Raw genomic sequence first — 16,571 nt, forward strand, 5'->3', positions numbered from 1 at the left:
CCGGTGAAGGGGCTACGCACCGTCACCACCGGGCTTGCCGTAGCCGCCACCGCCGGGAGTGCGGATCTCCAGGGCGTCACCGGCCGCCACGTCGGCGTTGGCGCAGCCGGGCAGGCCGTCGACGGTGCCGTCGCCGCGCAGGATGTGGTTGGCGCCGAGCGCGCCGGGGGAGCCGCCGGCCATCCCGTAGGGCGGTACCCGGCGGTGGCCGGAGAGCAGGCTGATCGTCATGGGTTCGCGGAAGCGGAGCCGGCGCAGGGCGCCGTCGCCGCCGGGCCAGCGGCCGGCGCCGCCGCTGCCGGGGCGGACGGCGAACTCCTCGACGAGGACGGGCAGGCGCCACTCCAGGACCTCGGGGTCGGTGAGGCGGGAGTTGGTCATGTGGGTCTGCACGACGTCGGCGCCGGGGAAGCCGGGGCCGGCGCCGGAGCCGGAGGCGATGGTCTCGTAGTACTGGTGGTGTTCGTTGCCGAAGCTGAGGTTGTTCATCGTGCCGGAGCCCTCGGCCTGGACGCCGAGGGCGGCGTACAGCGCTCCGGTGATGGCCTGGGAGGTCTCGACGTTGCCGGCGGCGACCGCGGCGGGGTACACCGGGGCGAGCATCGAGCCGGGCGGGACGACGATCCGCAGCGGGCGCAGGCAGCCGTCGTTGAGCGGGATGTCGTCGGCGACGAGGGTGCGGAAGACGTACAGGACGGCGGCGGTGACGACGGCGGACGGCGCGTTGAGGTTGCTGTCGAGCTGGGGCGAGGTGCCGGTGAAGTCGATGGTGGCGGTGCGGTGTTCGTGGTCGACCCGGACCTGGACGGCGATGACGGCGCCGGAGTCGGTCTCGTAGCGGTAGCCGCCGTCGGACAGGCCGGCGACGGCACGGCGCACGGCCTCCTCGGCGTTGTCCTGGACGTGCCGCATGTAGGCCTGGACGACGTCGAGGCCGAACTGGCCGATCATCGCGCCGACCTCCTCGACGCCCTTGCGGTTGGCGGCGATCTGGGCGCGCAGGTCGGCGAGGTTGGTGGCCGGGTCGCGGGAGGGGTACGGCGCCTCGGTGAGCAGGCGCACGGTCTCGGCCTCGCGCAGTCGACCGTCCGTCACCAGCGGCCAGTTGTCGAAGAGCACGCCCTCCTCGTGGATCTCGCGGCTGGCAGCGGGCATCGAGCCGGGGGTGATGCCGCCGATCTCGGCGTGGTGGCCTCGGGAGGCGACGAAGAACAGCAGTTCGCGGCCGGGCGGGTCGAAGACCGGGGTCACCACGGTGATGTCGGGCAGGTGGGTGCCGCCGTGGTACGGGTCGTTGACGGCGTAGGCGTCGCCGGGGCGCATCTGCGGGCCGCGGCGACGGATCACCTCCTTCACGGTGGTGCCCATCGAGCCGAGGTGGACGGGGATGTGCGGCGCGTTGGCGACCAGGTTGCCGTCCGGGTCGAACAGGGCGCAGGAGAAGTCGAGCCGCTCCTTGATGTTGACGGACTGGGCGGTGGACTCCAGGCGGGCGCCCATCTGTTGGGCGATCGCCATGAAGAGGTTGTTGAAGATCTCCAGCATGACCGGGTCGGCCCGGGTGGAGACGGACGGTTCGACCCGGGCCGCAATCCGCTCGACCAGCAGGTGTCCGGTCGGCGTCATGGTGGCCCGCCAGCCGTCGTCCACCACGGTGGTGGCGTTGGCCTCGGCGATCACGGCCGGGCCGGTGACGGTGTCGTCAGGGTGCATCGACTCGCGTTCCAGCAGCGGGACTTGGCGCCAGGCGCCGCCCGTGTACAGCGGGACTGTGCCGGGTTCGGCCTTTGGCTTGGTGGGGGTGGGGGAGAGGGCGTCGAGTTCGGGCTGCTCGGTGAGCCCGGTGCCCTCGACGGCGAGGGCCTCGATCACGAGCGGGCGGTCCATCAGGAAGGAGTAGGTGGCGCGGTGTCGCTCCTCGAAGTCGGCGGCCATCGCGGCGGGTTCACCCATCGGGACGCCGAGGGTGGTGTCGGTGCCCTGGTAGCGCAGCCGGGCCCGGTACGTCAGCCGGATCCGTGCCGGCGGGGTGCCCTGGTCGAGCAGTTCGGCGGTGGCGGCCGCCGCCAGCTCGTCGGCCAGGGCGCGCACGGCGGCCATCTCCTCGTCCGCCAGCGGGCGTTCGACGGCGCGCTCGCGCAGGACGGTGGTGTCGGCCAGGCCGATGCCGAGGGCGGACAGCACGCCGGCCATCGGCGGGACCAGCACGGTGCGGATGCCCAGCGCCTCGGCCACCGCGCAGGCGTGCTGGCCGCCGGCGCCGCCGAAGGTCGTCAGCGCGTACCTGGTGACGTCGTGGCCCTGCTGGACGGAGATCCGTTTGATGGCGTTGGCGATGTTGCCGACGGCGATGCGCAAGAACCCCTCGGCGGCCTCCTCCGGTGAGCTGGTGCCGATATCGTCGGCCAGTTCGGAGATCTGACGTCGAGTCAGATCGAGGTCGAGCGGCTGGTCGCCGTCCGGCCCGAAGACACGCGGGAAGTGGTCGGCCTGGATGCGGCCGAGCAGCAGGTTGGCGTCGGTGACGGTCAGCGGCCCGCCGCCCCGGTAGCAGGCCGGGCCCGGGTCGGCGCCCGCCGAATCCGGCCCGACCCGCAGCCGTCCGCCGTCGAAGCGCAGCACCGAGCCGCCGCCCGCCGCGACGGTGTGGATCGCCAGCATCGGCGCCCGCAGCCGCACCCCGGCGACCTGCGTGGTCACCACCCGCTCGTACTCGCCCGCGAAGTGCGAGACGTCGGTGGACGTGCCGCCCATGTCGAAGCCGATCACCCGCTCGTGGCCCGCCAGTTGGGACATCCGCACCATGCCGACGATGCCGCCGGCCGGGCCGGAGAGGATCGCGTCCTTGCCGCGGAAGTGCCCGGCCTCGGCCAGGCCGCCGTTGGACTGCATGAACATCAGCCGGACGCCCGCCAGCTCGTCGGCCACCTGCCGGACGTAGCGGCGCAGCCCGGGGGAGAGGTAGGCGTCGACCACGGCGGTGTCGCCGCGCGGCACCAGCTTCATCAGCGGGCTCGTCTCGCTGGACAACGAGACCTGGGCGAAGCCGAGTTGCTCGGCGAGACGGCCGATCGCCCGCTCGTGCGCGGGGTGCAGGTAGCTGTGCAGGCAGACGACGGCGAGTGACCGGATGCCGTCGCGCAGGCAGCGGCGCAGGTCCTCGGCGAGCCGGTCGAGATCGGGCGGGCGCAGCACCGTGCCGTCGGCGGCGATCCGCTCGTCCACCTCGACCACGCGGGCGTACAGCGGCTCGGGCAGGACGATCGCGCGGGCGAAGATCTGCGGCCGGTTCTGGTAGCCGATCCGCAGCGCGTCCGCGAAGCCGCGTGTGATGACCAGGGCGGTCGGCTCGCCGGTGCGCTCCAGCAGGGCGTTGGTGGCCACCGTGGTGCCCATCCGGACGGCGTCGATCCGACCGGCGTCGACCTGGCCGCCGTCGACCTGGCCGCCGTCGACCTGGACAGCGTCGATCCGGTCGGTGTCGATCCGGTCGGCGTCGATCCGCGCGTCTCCGGGCGGCAGCAGGGCGCGGATCCCGGCCACGGCGGGGTCGCGGTAGCGGGCGGGATCGTGCGAGAGCAGCTTGTGGGTCAGCAGGCGGCCGTCCGGGGCGAGCGCGACGACGTCGGTGAAGGTCCCGCCGCGGTCCACCCAGAACTGCCAGCCCCTGGATGCCGCCATGACCGGCTCCCTCCGCCGTGCCGTACGGCGGGTCGGCCGCCGTCGGTGCCCTGCGCCAGAGTGGCCCCGGGCACGAGTATCCGACCGGGCGAACGGGCCGGGCAAACGGGACATACTGGGCGGTGGGCCACGTGCTGAGCACTGCAGGCCGACCCAGGAGGCGGTGATGACGACCACGACGGTGGGGGTGCTCCGGGAGACCGCGCCGGGCGAGCGCCGGGTGGCTCTCGTACCCGACCTGGTGCCGGCCGTCGGCCGCCTCGGTGCGACGGTCCTGGTCGAGCCCGGCGCCGGCGCCCTCGCCGGGCACCACGACGCCGACTACCGTGCGGCCGGTGCCGCCGTGGCCGGGCGAGCCGACCTGCTGCGCCGGGCGGACGTGCTGCTCGGCGTCCGCCCGCCGACCGTCGACCCGGAGCACGGCCTGCACCCCGGGCAGGTGCTGGCCGCGATGCTGTGCCCGCACCGGATCCCGTACCGGGTGCGGCAGTGGGCCAACCGGGGTGTCACGGCGGTCGGCCTCGACCTGGTGCCGCCCGCGCTGTCCGCCGGATACCCTCTCGACGCCGAGACCTCCCAGGCCAGGGTCGCCGGCTACCGGGCGGTCCTGCTCGCCGCCGCCCGGCTGGACCGCTGCCTGCCGCCCTGGGGCACGGCCGACGCGCTCTTCGACCCGGTCCGGGTCCTGGTGGTCGGCGCCGGTCACGCGGGTCTCCAGGCGGTCGACACGGCGCGGCGGCTCGGCGCGCAGGTCCGCGCGGTCGAGCTCCGCCGCCCTGAGCGGGCCGCGGTGGCCGCGCTGGGGGTCGGCCTGCTGGAACTACCCGGCCTCCACCCGGTGGCCGACGACCGGGAGCTGTGGGACGCCCTCGACCACGAGCGCTCCGCCTGGACGGCAGGGCTCGCCGAGGCCGTCACCCAGCACGACCTCGTGGTGACCGCCCTCGGACTCCCCGGCCGGATGCCCCCGGTCCTGCTCACCACGGCCGCGGTGGCGCGGATGCGGCCCGGATCGGTGCTGGTGGACCTGGCCGCCGGGCCGGAGGGCGGCAACATCGAGGGCGTCCTGCCGGACACCACCATGCTCGTCGGCGACGGGGTCACGGTGATCGGCGCCGGGGACCTCGCCGCCCAGGTGCCCGGCACGGCGTCCCGCGCGTACGCCCACAACGCGGTCGCGCTGCTCGCCCGCCTGCTGCGCGACGGAACGCCGGTCGTCGACCCGGCCGACCCGGTCCTGGGGCCGATGCTGGTGACCCACGGGGGGACGGTGCGGCACGAACCCACCAGGCGGCTGCTGCTGCTGGAGGCGACCGCGGTGGCGGGCCTGCCGTAACCTCAGGCTTCGACCGTAGCCTCAGGCTTCGACGTGCGAGAACAGCACGGCATGGCGGGCGATGGCCCCCGCGTGGGCGGCGCACTGCTGGTAGCAGCAGGACAGCAGCACGAGGTCGGCGGCGTCGACCGGGTCGGCGTCCACGTCCACGCCACGGATCAACAGTTCGTAGAGAAGCCGCTGGCGCTGCCCGACCTCGTGCACCTCGGCCAGAACGTCGGCGACGCCCTCGGGCGCACCGGATTCCAGGACGTCGGCCGCCCGAGCGACCAGGTCCAGGGCCGCGTCCGCGATCCCGCCCAGCGGGGCCCGCAGCCACTCGTCGAACGGTTCCCGCTGCTGGCGTACCCAGGCCGCCTCCAGCAACCGCTGGGCGAGCTGCCCGAGGGCCTCGGCCTCGGTCCCCACATGGACGCCCACGACCACCCCGGCCCGCCCGCCGAGCGTGCCCGCCGCGTCCTCCTCGATCCGGGCCCGCAGCTCCGCCAGGGCCTTCTCCGCGGCCTCCACCCCCTCGGCCGCACCCTCCGGATCCGCCAGCGGGGCGGTCGCCCCGCGCAGAGCGGTGTGCGCCAGCCGGACCAGGCCGGCCAGCTCCGCGACCAGCGCGCGGTACGAGCCGTCTCCGACACCAGGCATCCGTCGACTCCAATCCTTCGCGGACGGCCGCCCCTGCCCCAGGACCAGTGTCACCCCGCCGGCCCAGCGCCGCCTCGGCCTCGTCGATCACGTCCGCGGCGGGCGCAGCGGCGTCCCCGTCCTCGGCCAGGCGGGCAAGGCGTTCGCCGCTGCGTGGCTGCTGGTGAGCGTGGCTCCGGCGGGTCGGGCGGCGGAGGAGGGCGAGGAGGCTGGTGGTCAGGACGGCGGGAAGGCCTCACAGGGCGAAGGCCAGCGCGGTGAGCAGTCCGTAGACGGCGCGGGCGAGGATCCGGCAGGACCAGCGGGCCAGCCGGCACCACGCCCACGCCGTGCCGCCGATCACCCGGTACCAGGCGATGCCGAACGGCAGGGCGATGAAGAACCACGACGGGGGCGCCATCTCGCCGGGCCGCCGGGCCCCCTCGCGCGCCCAGCGGCGGCACCGCTCGACGCCGCGGCGAGTCCAGCCGCCGCACCGGCCGGCGCGCTCGGCCCAGCGGGCGGAGGCGCGCAGCAGCCCGGCGTTCCAGGCGTCGCCTCGTCGGGTGATCGCGGCTGCGGTCCGACCGTGGCGGGCCATCGCGTCAGTCCTCTCCTGCGCTGCCGGCTCAGCGCCGCGCCGGCTCCAAGCGTGCCGCCAGCTGCTCCGGGAGGGCATCCCGGTTCGCCCGGGTGAGGCGGAGGAGCTCGACGTCGGTGCGGTGCTTGAGGGCGTCGGTGAGCGGACCGGGCTGCGCCTGCACGGTGGCGACGACGTCGACGTCGGCGGCGAACAGGGCCCGGACGGCGTCCTCGAACGGGCGGTACGCCAGTTCCATCCGTCCGAGCTCGTCGATGAGCACGAGCTTCCGCGCGGCCGGCGCGTCGGTCGCGTCCGAAGCTGCGTCGGCCAGGGACGGCAGCGCCAGCCGCGCCATGACCCCCAGGTCGACGCCGTACCGCCCGACCCGCGGCGGCCCAGGGAAGCCGACATGGGCGAGCACGGCCCGCCGGCCCGCCAACGTCTCCAGGGCGAAGCCGACCCGGGTACCGTCCGCACGGATCTCCTCCGTGGTGAAGCCGACAGTCTCCCGGGCGCGCAACAGCGCCGCCAACCGGCGAATCGCGGTGGTCTTTCCGCTGCCGGGGCGTCCTTCCAGCAGAATCCTCGTCGGCATTGGGCGCTCCGCAGCGAGGACCGCGGGCGGGCGGTCGGGTTGGGTGGTCCTGCTACCAGCCTCCCACCGGGCGGCCGCGCCCGGCGCCGTACGGACGACCGCCTCCCGCTGCGCGCCCGCGCGGGCCGGAGCCGCGGACGGCGACGGGGGAGGCCGGTGTTCCACCCCGGCCGAGGGTGCCGCTTCGTCTGCTGATGGCCCGTTCCTGTTCAGTCGCGGTGGGCGATGGGTTAGGTTCCGTGTCGTGACTGATGATCTCGGGCGAATACTGGCCGGACGGTACCGGCTGAGCGACGTTCTTGGCCGTGGCGGCATGGGAACCGTCTGGCGCGCTCACGACGAGCAGTTGGACCGGGACGTGGCCGTCAAGGAGCTCCGGCTGCCCGAGGGCCTGGAGGCCGTCGAGCGGGACTCCTGGATCGCACGGCTGGACCGCGAGGCCCGCGCCGCCGCGAGGTTGAAGCACCCCGGTGTCATCACCGTCCACGACCGGATCGCCGGTGGCGACGGGCGGCCCTGGATCGTGATGGAGCTGGTCCGCGGACGGTCCCTGGACGACCTGATCAAGGCGGACGGTCCGCTGCCGCCCGGTCGGGTCGCGTACATCGGCCTGCAGGTCCTGGCGGCGTTACGCGCCGCGCACGGGGCGGGCATCACCCACCGGGACATCAAGCCCTCCAACGTGCTGCTCGAAGGCGAACGGGTGGTGCTGACCGACTTCGGGATCGCTGCCGTCGAGGGCGATCTGGCCCTGACGCGTTCGGGCGAACTCATGGGGACCCCGGCCTACATGGCCCCCGAGCAGGTGCGCGGCCTGCCGGCGACCGCCGAGTCCGACCTGTGGTCCCTGGGCGCGACCCTGTACACCGCCCTGGAGGGCCGTCCGCCGTTCGGCGGCGCGAGTGCCGGGGCCGTGTTCGTGGCCATCGCGACGGAGGAGCCGGCGCCGGCCGTCCACGCCGGTCCGCTCGGCCCCGTGCTGACCGGGCTGCTCCGGAAGGACCCCGGGCAGCGCCTGACCGCCGCGGCCGCCCACGAACTCCTCACCGGACTCACTCGGGACACGAAGCCCCTGCCGCCGCAACCCGTCACACCCGTCCTACCCGCCCCGCCCGCCGCCTCGCATCCGACGCCGCGCACGGTGCGTCTGGCGCCGCCTGCGCGGCGGCGCGCGCAGGTGTTCCGTGCTCTGACGGCGGCCGCCGTGGCGGCAGTCGTGGCCGTCTCCGCGTGGCTGCTGTGGCCGAAGTCCTCCCCCGGCAAAGCCATCGGTGCGAGCGGCGCCGGTTCGGCGGCGCCGGTCCAGCCCGCACCCTCGCGGACGCCGTCCCCGCCCCCGGCCTCGTCGGCCGCACCGGCCTCCCCGCCCCCGCCGCACACACCGACCTACTCGCCCGGGCCGACCCGCCCCCCGCTCGACCGCGCGGCCGTCGACCGGGTCTTCCAGGTCTACATGAACGGGCTGGCCAACCATGACATGACGGCTCTGCGCAGCGGGACCTGTCCCCGGTTGCGCTCGACGCTTCTCGGATTCGCGCTCAACGGCTACTACGTCGCCCGCTGGCAGCTGCAGCCGTACGACATCCCCGCCTCGATGGACCAGCTCAGCGTGGAGGCCAGGATCACCCAGCAGGACCCCGACACCGGCAGGCTGGTGGGCGACGTCAACTACCAGTGGATCATCGAGCGCGACGCGGATCAGAACTACTGGGTCTGCGGGTGGCTCAACCAGCGGTGAGCGGTCGAAGTCCAAGCGTGTACGCGGGAGTTCGGGCCATCGGTGGTGTGGTCAGCCGCCGTTGCCGTTGCTGATGATCGCCACGGCCAGCAGGATGCCGAAGACGAGGTTGGCCACCTCCAGCCAGCCGAAGATCTTCGCGCGCTTTGCGTACTTCTCGCGGTCGTCGGCGTCGATCGCGGTCCTCGCCCGGTTCCGGTTGGTCACCCACAGTGCGATGAAGATGATGTCGAGCACGCTGCACTCCTGTCGGCTGGTGCGCATGGTTGTCGGACGGGCCCCGGTCGGGGCGGTGGCCCCGTCGGCCGACGTGAGCCAGGAATCCCCTCCGTCTACGGAGGGGAGGATTCAATGCCGGGCTCCTCTGGTGCGCGGGGAACGGGTGCTCCGGCCGGGCTTGCGACGGATGAGGGCTCCGGACCGTGCGGCGCGGACCGACCGCCGAGGTGGAATCGGGCGAGGCCGGTCGGCTCCGGCCTCGTTCGGTTCGTCCAGCATGAGGGCGCACCCGGGGCGTGTCAACTGAAATGAATGCAACCTCCTTGATATTCACGACAGTTGATGACGTGTCCGGACGTCCTCGCGAATCCTCCGGCGCACCTGCGCCACCACCGCCGAGCGCGCGAACGCCGTGGACACCATGACGGAAAGATGGGGGAGCGGGACCCGGGAACCGCCGGCCCGGCCGCCGCCGCATCCTCCCGTCCCCGGTGGCCGCAGAGAAGATGGGCCAACTCGTGGAGGACGATGTGCTGTTGGTGGAGCGCGGTGGTGTCGACGGGATAACCGACGTACTCCGCACGGGCGGTGGACACCAGCACCCCGCAGGGACCGCACGACCGGGCCGGCAACGGCAACAGCTCGATCGGCCGGCCGAGCCGGGCGCCCACCGCGGCGATCAACGCGTGCACGTCGAACGGGCCGGGCAGACGCAGCTCCTCCGCGATGCGCCGGCACCGCTGCCACAGCCGCCGGCGCCCCGACGCCTGCCCGTCACCGCGGCTCAGCCGCTGCGCCGGGCATCGGCCTCGCGCCGGGCGATCGCCTCGATCATGTCGCTGATCGTCCCCAGCCCCTCCGGCGAGAGCGTCACCGCCCGCAGCGCCACCTCCCGCACTCCCGCGTCGCGCAGGGCCTCCAGCAGCGCCAGCTCCTCGGCGATCCGTCCGCTCTGCTCGTCGTCGAAGAAGTACGCGGGCGGCACCTGGAAGAACCGGGCCAGGGCCTCAAGATGACGCTTCGTCGGATTGTCCCGCCGCCCGGTGCGCAGCTGCCACAGGTAGGTGGTCGAGAAGCTCCCCCCGGCGGCCTCGCGGCAGGCCCGCGCTACTGCAGCGGTGAAACCTGGGGCGGCTCGTCCGCGCACCGCGGCCCGCCGGGCAGAAATCCTCTGGACCGGGGCCCGGTAGCCAGCCAGGATGTCCCGCATGCCCGAACTGCCTCGCCTCACCGAAGAAGATGACCTGGTCCGGCGCCTTGCCGCATGGGCGGCAGAGACTGCTGATGACGAGCTCGCGCCAGTAGCCACGTCCGCGACGCTGGAGTGCGCCGAGGAGATGTTCGGCCTGCCTCTGTTGCCGCTGCTTCGCAGGCTCTACGAGGAGATCGCGGACGGCGGATTCGGGCCAGGATATGGCCTGACACCTCTCTTCCACGCTGGGTTCGGAGCTGTCGACGGCTACCCGGCCAGAATCAGGTCCCGGTCAGGAGGACAGCCGTGGTGGCCACGCGGCGTGCTGCCTGTTCTTCACTGGGGAGGCGGGCGGCACGCCGCGGTGGACTGCACCAGCCCACGGGGTTCGGTCCTGTACTACGCGCCCGGAGTGGGACAGACCGGGGCGGCCGACACCTGGATCGTGGAGTCCGAGAGCCTGGCCGAGTGGCTGGAGTCCTGGATGCACGGCACCCGATGGCAGCGGAAGCCGGGCTGCCACAGCCGCACCCCGGACGGTCCGATCCTGTGGGACGCCCTCTCCTCCAGGCTCGGCTCAGCCGACTGAGAAACTGTCACACCGTCGCTCTTCGCGCGGCGACGCGTCGCATATCTCGGTGGCGGCCCGGGTATCGGCGCTTCCAGAGTGCCTCCGTGCTGAGTGAATCCGATGAGCCGCACCTGCGCGTTCAGTTGGTGGCGGCGCCGAACCACTTGGGCAGCTGGGTGAGCAGATCCTGCTGGTCCTCACCGACCCACGCCACGTAGCCGTCCGGGCGTAGCAGCACCGCGGGCACGTCCAGTTCCTCGCTGACGTCGACGACGTGGTCCACCCGGTCCGCCCAGCCCGCTGCCGAGAGCCGGCCGGTCTGGTCGAGCAGTAGTCCGCGGCCGTCGTGCATCAGCTCGTAGAGGCGACCCTGCTTCAGCTTCACGTCCCGCAGCCGCCGGCCGAGCAGTTCGTGGCCCTCGCCGAAGTCGTAGCGGACCCCGACCGCGGTGACCATCTCGGTCATGTACCGGTTCACCTCCTCGAAGTCCATCAGCTTCGAGAGCAGTTCCCGCAGCGCGGTCGCACCCGGGTCGGTCCCCAGCAGCGTCATCTGCGCGCGGGTGTTGTCCAGCACGGCGGCGGCCACCGGGTGCCGTTCGGTGTGGTAGCTGTCCAGCAGCCCGTCCGGTGCCCAGCCGCACACCTCGGCGGCCAGCTTCCAGCCGAGGTTGAACGCGTCCTGCACGCCGAGGTTGAGCCCCTGCCCGCCGGTCGGCGGGTGGATGTGCGCCGCGTCGCCGGCCAGCAGCACCCGGCCGACCCGGTAGCGTTCGGCCAGCCGGGTGGCGTCGCCGAAGCGGGACAACCAGCGCGGCGAGTGCACGCCGAAGTCGGTGCCCGCGAAGGCCCGCAGCTGCTGCTTGAACTCGTCGAGGGCCGGCGCGGCCGTACGGTCCTCGGCCACCCCTTCGGCGGGCACGACGATGCGGTACACCCCGTCCCCGAGGGGGATGGCGCCGAACCGCAGTTGGGTCTTGCGGACTTCCGCGACGATGGCGTCGATCGTCGCCGGATCCTCGGTCGCCCCCATGTCGCCCAGCAGCGTCTCGACCTTGGCGGGCTCGCCGGGGAACCCGACGCCGATCTGCCTGCGCACGAGGCTTCGGCCACCGTCGCAGCCGACGAGGTAGCGCGAGCGCAGCTGCGTGCCGTCCGCCAGCTCGACGGTCACCCCGTCCTCGTCCTGGCTCAGCCCGACGGCTTCGCAGCCGCGCCGGAACTCGGTACCGAGTTCGAGGGCACGCTCGTTGAGGAGCCGCTCGGTGACCGGCTGCGGGACGGTGAGGCCGTACGGGTGAGCGGTGTCCAGCCGGTCCGGCCACGGCTTGTGGATGCCGCCGAAGAAACCGCCGATCTGGAACTTCTCACCGGCCGCGAGGAACCGGTCCAGCAGGCCGCGCTGGTCCATCATCTCGACGCTGCGCGTGTGCAGGCCGCGCCCGCGGGACTGCCCGGACGGCTCGGTCAACTTCTCCAGCACGACCACGTGCACGCCGTGCAGCCGCAACTCGCCGGCCAGCATCAAGCCGGTCGGTCCGCCGCCGACCACGATCACGTCAATCATCAAAGTCGCCCATTCAACGAGATTGGATTTCGGCCAGCCGCCCCGCGCCGTCCGGCGGCACGTGCACCCGCACCGCGAGTCCGACCGGCGGTTCGACGTTCCAGCGCCGTGCAGACATGGACAAAAGCAAATGCACTTCGTGAATCTGTCATTTCCGCAGGTTCTGGCCTTGGCCGCCCATTCTGCGGCAGGACCGGGGCCTTGCCGCAAGCCCCCCAGTGCGCTATATGTTGAAGAGGGCAAGGAGTGGGTAATCTCCTTGCCTTTGCTTTTGTCGTCCGCTCTGGACGGACCTGCCGCCTACCCCACTTGGCGGCCTCGGCGAGGCGGCCGGCTGGGTGCCCGCTGTGATCCGCCCTCACTTCCACGCCGTGCACGCCTTCTTGGTGCGGACCGACCGCATAGCCGACGAGGGAGCGCCGGCCGACCGCGAGAAGGGGATCGCCCGTTGGCGCCGCGACACCACTTGCCGTCCCCGGTGGCGCCGGACGCCGTCCCGGTGAACTGGGCGAGCAGGGGCGCGGCCAGGGCCGCGCTCAGAACCATTCGGCGCGTCGTGCTCATTGGTGTGCGCACCGCCCTTCCTTGCGCCGCAGGACACGGTCGCATAAAGATCGTCCGGCCTCCGGGAGATCCTGGCCGCGGAATGCGCTGGGAAATACCCGAAGGGGGACAGGCGGCGTTCAGCGCGCGGGGGTGAAATCCGGGAGGCGTTCCAGGCTTTCGGCGACCGCCGCGAAGCCGTGGTCGAGCATCCGGCGCTCGTACGCCTCGACGGCGGCCGGTAGTTCGGCCTCGCCCCGCTGGACGGCGGTGAGTGAGCGGCAGAGCAGGGCGGCGTCGCGGAACGCCGTGTTGGCGCCCTGGCCGGCGCTGGGCGGCATGGGGTGGATCGCGTCGCCGAGCAGGGTGACCCGGCGGGTGCCCCAGTGCGGGACGGGCTTGGCGTAACGGACCGTCAGCGGCGAGCTGTTGCCGACATCGGACTGCCGGACGAGTTCGACGAGGTCGGGGTGCCAGCCGTCGATCAGCGCGAGCAGCCGGTCGCGGACGGTCGCCCAGTCGTCGGCCAGGGCGACGAGTGCGGGGGCCAGGGGCTCGGGCAGCATCACCACCCAGCGCAAGTAGCTTCCGGTGTCGGGCAGTTCGACGTCCGGTGCCAGGTCGGCCGCCGCGCGCCTCGGCGGCCGGCGGAACTCCATCCGGCCGAGAAGCATGCTCACCCCGGGGCCGTGCACGACCGTGCCGAAGCCCGGCACCAGCGCGGCGAACCGTTCCGTCAGCGGGGTGCGGCCGAGCAGGGCGTTGCCGGGGAGGGTCACCACCTCGGCCTCGGGGAGCAGCTGCCGGCGCACCGCCGATCCCACGCCGTCCGCCCCGACCAGCAGATCGCCCACCGCGCTGCTGCCGTCGGAGAAGTGGGCCACGACCGTGCCGTCCTCCTGCTCGGTGTAGCCGACCACGGCCCTGCCGAACTCGACCCGGTCGCCCAGCCCGGCCAGGAGCAGTTGCCGCAGCACGTGTCGGTCGGTGGCCGTCCCGCCGTCGACCGCGCCGAGCAGGCGGAGCTCGTCGAGGTGCTGGTCGACCACCCGCCGCTCGCCCGACATCGGCCCCGTGACGGCGTCGAGCAGGCCGTGCAGCCGCGGTGGCAGGCACTCCCGCAGAGCGGCCAGCCCCTGCGCGTTCAGGCCGATCCTGAAGCCCTGGTAGCGGCTCTGCGCCCCCGCCTCCCGCTCGTAGACCCGCACGTCGACACCGGCCCGGAGCAGCCCCTGCGCCAGGCAGAGCCCGCCGATTCCGGCCCCGGCCACCATCACCTTCATGTCCCGCCCCTCTCGATCAGTCACGTCCGCCAGCATGCCGAAGGGCGGGTCGGGGCGGCAGAACAGTCCGTCATCGATAAGGGATGACAGGTGTCACACGGTCGTGCCCTGGCCGGCGGCGCGCCCGGCCCCAGCCCGGCGCCCGATTCGGTGAGGCCGAACCGGGCCCGGAGCGCGGGGATCGAGGGGCCGTAGAGCGCCTGTAATGCCCCGATCAGGACGAAGCCGACGCAGGACGCGGCGACCGCGGGCCGGCTGAAGAGCCTCCGGGTCGGGCCCACGGGGGCTCGCTCGCGATGCGGTCGAACGCCCGGCACACGTCGCACTTCGTGGGCGTTTCAGCACAGTCGGTGGGCGCCGGCGGCGGGGAGGGCGGGGAAGATGCGGGGCTCCGCGTAGCCGGCCCTGCCGAAGGCCGCGGCGATGGCGGCGGACACCGGCTCCACGTCCGGCTCGTCGACCAGCACGATGACCGAACCGCCGAAGCCGCCGCCGGTCATCCGGGCCCCGCGGGCGCCGGCCACGGCGGCGGTGTCGACGACGAGGTCGGTCTCGGGGCAGGAGACCCGGAAGTCGTCGCGCAGCGAGGCGTGGCCGGCGGTCAGGACGGCACCGAGGGCTTCGAGCCGGCCCGCCGGCAGCAGCTTCACGGCCAGCCGGACGCGCTCGTTCTCGCTCACCACGTGCCGTACCAGCGGCCGCAGTTCGTCCGGGAGCAGGTCGAGTGCGGCGGCGAGGCCGTCCGGCCGGAGGTCGCGGAGGGCGGGGAGCCCGAGCAGGGTGGCCGCTCGTTCGCAGCCCGCCCGCAGTTCGGCGTACGCGCCGTCGCCGAGGTCGTGCTTGACCCCAGTGTCGACGACCAGCAGCCGCAGGCCCTGCGCGGCTGGGTCGAAAGGGATTTGGTGCTGCGTCAGGTCGCGAGTGTCCAGATGGAGCGCGTGGCCCTCGGTGCAGCAGAGCGACGCGATCTGGTCCATGATCCCGCAGGGAACGCCGACGAACTCGTTCTCGGCCCGCTGGACGATCCGCGCCAACTCGGCTCGTGGGATGCTGAGTTCGTAAAGGTCGTGGCAGGCCAGGGCTGTTGCGGCGGTCAGGGCGGCGGAGGAGGACAGGCCGGCGCCGGTGGGCACGTCGCTGTCCACGTGGAGGTCGGCGCCGCCGACGTGATGGCCGGCGGCGCGCAGGGCCCACACCGCGGAGGCCGGGTACCGGGCCCAGCCCGCCACCTGCCCGGGTGCGAGTTCGGTGACGGACAGCTCGACCACCCCGCCGTCGCCCTGGGTGCTGAACAGCCGGAGCCGGCCGTCGGTTCGGCGGCGCGCCGTCACCCGGACCGTCTGCGGCAGGGCGATCGGCAACACGAACCCGTCGTTGTAGTCGGTGTGTTCACCGATCAGGTTGACCCGCCCGGGGGCGGCCCACGTGCCGGTGGGATCGGTGCCGAAGACGGCTGCGAAGGTGGATCCGAGGTCGAAGGAGAATGCGAGGCCGGTCACGCGCCGACCTCCCGCAGGCGCAGCGCGGCCGCCTCGGGCGACACGTCGTTGACGAAGGCGTCCATGCCGGACTCCACCCCGGCCAGGTACTTGAGCTTGCCCGCCGTCCGCCGGACGGTGAACAGCTCCAGGTGCAGGGCGAGTTCGTCCGCCTGCCCGACGGGCGCCTGGTGCCAGGCGGAGACGTACGGGGTGCGGCCGCCGCCGAAGAGGAGGTCGAAGCGCCGCAGCAACTCCAGGTACAGGCCCGGGAATTCGGCGCGCTGGGCCTCGTCCAGACCGGTGAGGTCCGGCACCCGGCGGTGCGGGTAGAGGTGGACCTCGTACGGCCAGCGGGCGGCGAACGGGACGAAGGCCGTCCAGTGTTCGCCGGCGAGCACCACCCTTTCGCCGTCCGCCCGTTCGGCCGCGACGAGGTCGTCGAAGAGGTTGCGGCCGGTGGCGGCGCGATGGGCCCAGGCGCGTGCGGCCATCCGCGCGGTGCGCGGGGTGGTGAACGGGAAGGCGTAGATCTGGCCGTGCGGGTGGGCGAGGGTGACGCCGATCTCGGTGCCGCGGTTCTCGAAGCAGTACACCTGCTGGACGCCGGGGAGGGCGGAGAGCGCGGCGGTGCGGTCGGTCCACGCGTCCAGGACCAGGCGGACCCGCTCGGGGGTGAGGTCCGCGAGGGAGGCGTCGTGGTCGGAGGTGAAGCACACCACCTCGCACCGGCCGGTGCCCGGGCCGCCGGTGCGCAGCGGGCCGGTCCCGGCGGGGACGTGCGCGGCTGCGTCCGAGGAGAAGTCGGAGGAGAAGCCGGAGGAGAAGTCGGAGGAGAAGGAGAGGGACGGGAAGCGGTTCTCGAAGACCGCGACCTCGTAGTCGGAGGCCGGGATCTCGCTCGGTCGGTCCGGCCGGGAGGGGCAGAGCGGGCACTCGTCGGCGGGCGGGAGGTGGGTGCGGGCCTGGCGGTGGGCGGCGATGGTGACCCAGTCGCCGGTGGCGGGGTCGCGGCGGATGGCGGAGCGGCCGACCGTGGGCTCCAGCGGCCGCAGGTCGGGGGCGTCGCGGACCGCGGACTCGTCGGTGTCGTAGTAGATCAGCTCACGGCCGTCGGCGAGCTTGGTGGTGGTCTTCTTCACGGTTCTGCCTTCCGGGACCTCCGGC

13 protein-coding genes are annotated in these 16,571 nt (G+C 73.3%); 3 read left to right on the forward strand and 10 right to left on the reverse strand.

The window, feature by feature from the left end; genetic code table 11:
* Positions 1 to 12: 12 nt before the first annotated feature.
* Positions 13 to 3,681, reverse strand: coding sequence for a hydantoinase B/oxoprolinase family protein (locus KV557_RS05835; RefSeq protein WP_218198649.1), 3,669 nt, complete (start codon positions 3,679 to 3,681; stop codon positions 13 to 15).
* A 166-nt stretch (positions 3,682 to 3,847) separates the two neighbouring features.
* On the opposite strand from KV557_RS05835, the gene KV557_RS05840 reads away from it, so the two are divergent.
* On the forward strand, positions 3,848 to 5,017 hold the full coding sequence (locus tag KV557_RS05840) for an NAD(P) transhydrogenase subunit alpha (protein WP_218198650.1): 1,170 nt from the start codon (positions 3,848 to 3,850) through the stop codon (positions 5,015 to 5,017).
* A 21-nt stretch (positions 5,018 to 5,038) separates the two neighbouring features.
* Here the strand turns inward: KV557_RS05840 and KV557_RS05845 are convergent, their stop codons facing one another.
* The 3 genes from KV557_RS05845 to KV557_RS05855 all read right to left on the reverse strand — a co-directional run bounded on the left by KV557_RS05845 (position 5,039) and on the right by KV557_RS05855 (position 6,813).
* Positions 5,039 to 5,656, reverse strand: coding sequence for a hypothetical protein (locus tag KV557_RS05845; RefSeq protein WP_218198651.1), 618 nt, complete (start codon positions 5,654 to 5,656; stop codon positions 5,039 to 5,041).
* A gap of 235 nt (positions 5,657 to 5,891) precedes the next feature.
* Positions 5,892 to 6,236, reverse strand: a complete 345-nt coding sequence (locus KV557_RS05850; RefSeq protein WP_218198652.1) for a hypothetical protein — start codon at positions 6,234 to 6,236, stop codon at positions 5,892 to 5,894.
* 28 nt (positions 6,237 to 6,264) lie between these two features.
* Complete coding sequence (locus tag KV557_RS05855; RefSeq protein WP_218198653.1) at positions 6,265 to 6,813, reverse strand: nucleoside-triphosphatase; 549 nt, start codon at positions 6,811 to 6,813, stop codon at positions 6,265 to 6,267.
* 244 nt (positions 6,814 to 7,057) lie between these two features.
* On the opposite strand from KV557_RS05855, the gene KV557_RS05860 reads away from it, so the two are divergent.
* On the forward strand, positions 7,058 to 8,551 hold the full coding sequence (locus KV557_RS05860; RefSeq protein WP_308129779.1) for a serine/threonine-protein kinase: 1,494 nt from the start codon (positions 7,058 to 7,060) through the stop codon (positions 8,549 to 8,551).
* A 51-nt stretch (positions 8,552 to 8,602) separates the two neighbouring features.
* On the opposite strand, the gene KV557_RS05865 is transcribed toward KV557_RS05860, so the two are convergent.
* On the reverse strand, positions 8,603 to 8,788 hold the full coding sequence (locus KV557_RS05865; protein ID WP_218198654.1) for a hypothetical protein: 186 nt from the start codon (positions 8,786 to 8,788) through the stop codon (positions 8,603 to 8,605).
* Positions 8,789 to 9,554: 766 nt separating this feature from the next.
* Positions 9,555 to 9,980, reverse strand: a complete 426-nt coding sequence (locus KV557_RS05870; protein WP_256176998.1) for an XRE family transcriptional regulator — start codon at positions 9,978 to 9,980, stop codon at positions 9,555 to 9,557.
* Here KV557_RS05870 and KV557_RS44805 point away from each other — a divergent pair.
* Entirely contained in the window at positions 9,979 to 10,551 is a 573-nt protein-coding gene (locus tag KV557_RS44805; RefSeq protein ID WP_374106598.1) for an SMI1/KNR4 family protein, read from the forward strand. The genes KV557_RS05870 and KV557_RS44805 overlap by 2 nt on opposite strands.
* Before the next feature lie 121 nt (positions 10,552 to 10,672).
* Here the strand turns inward: KV557_RS44805 and rox are convergent, their stop codons facing one another.
* The 4 genes from rox to galT form a co-directional block, all read right to left on the reverse strand.
* A complete protein-coding gene (gene rox / locus KV557_RS05880; RefSeq protein ID WP_218198656.1) occupies positions 10,673 to 12,100 on the reverse strand; it encodes a rifampin monooxygenase in 1,428 nt (475 codons plus the stop codon).
* A gap of 683 nt (positions 12,101 to 12,783) precedes the next feature.
* Positions 12,784 to 13,950, reverse strand: coding sequence for an FAD-dependent oxidoreductase (locus KV557_RS44395; protein ID WP_218198657.1), 1,167 nt, complete (start codon positions 13,948 to 13,950; stop codon positions 12,784 to 12,786).
* A gap of 314 nt (positions 13,951 to 14,264) precedes the next feature.
* The gene (galK, locus tag KV557_RS05890) at positions 14,265 to 15,425 is read right to left on the reverse strand and encodes a galactokinase (RefSeq protein WP_218198658.1); all 1,161 of its coding nucleotides are present in this window, start codon (positions 15,423 to 15,425) and stop codon (positions 14,265 to 14,267) included.
* The gene (gene galT / locus KV557_RS05895) at positions 15,422 to 16,546 is read right to left on the reverse strand and encodes a galactose-1-phosphate uridylyltransferase (RefSeq protein ID WP_218198659.1); all 1,125 of its coding nucleotides are present in this window, start codon (positions 16,544 to 16,546) and stop codon (positions 15,422 to 15,424) included. The genes galK and galT overlap by 4 nt, the downstream gene beginning before the upstream one ends.
* Positions 16,547 to 16,571: the final 25 nt, after the last annotated feature.

This window comes from Kitasatospora aureofaciens (genome assembly GCF_019192735.1).
GTDB lineage: Bacteria > Actinomycetota > Actinomycetes > Streptomycetales > Streptomycetaceae > Kitasatospora > Kitasatospora aureofaciens_A.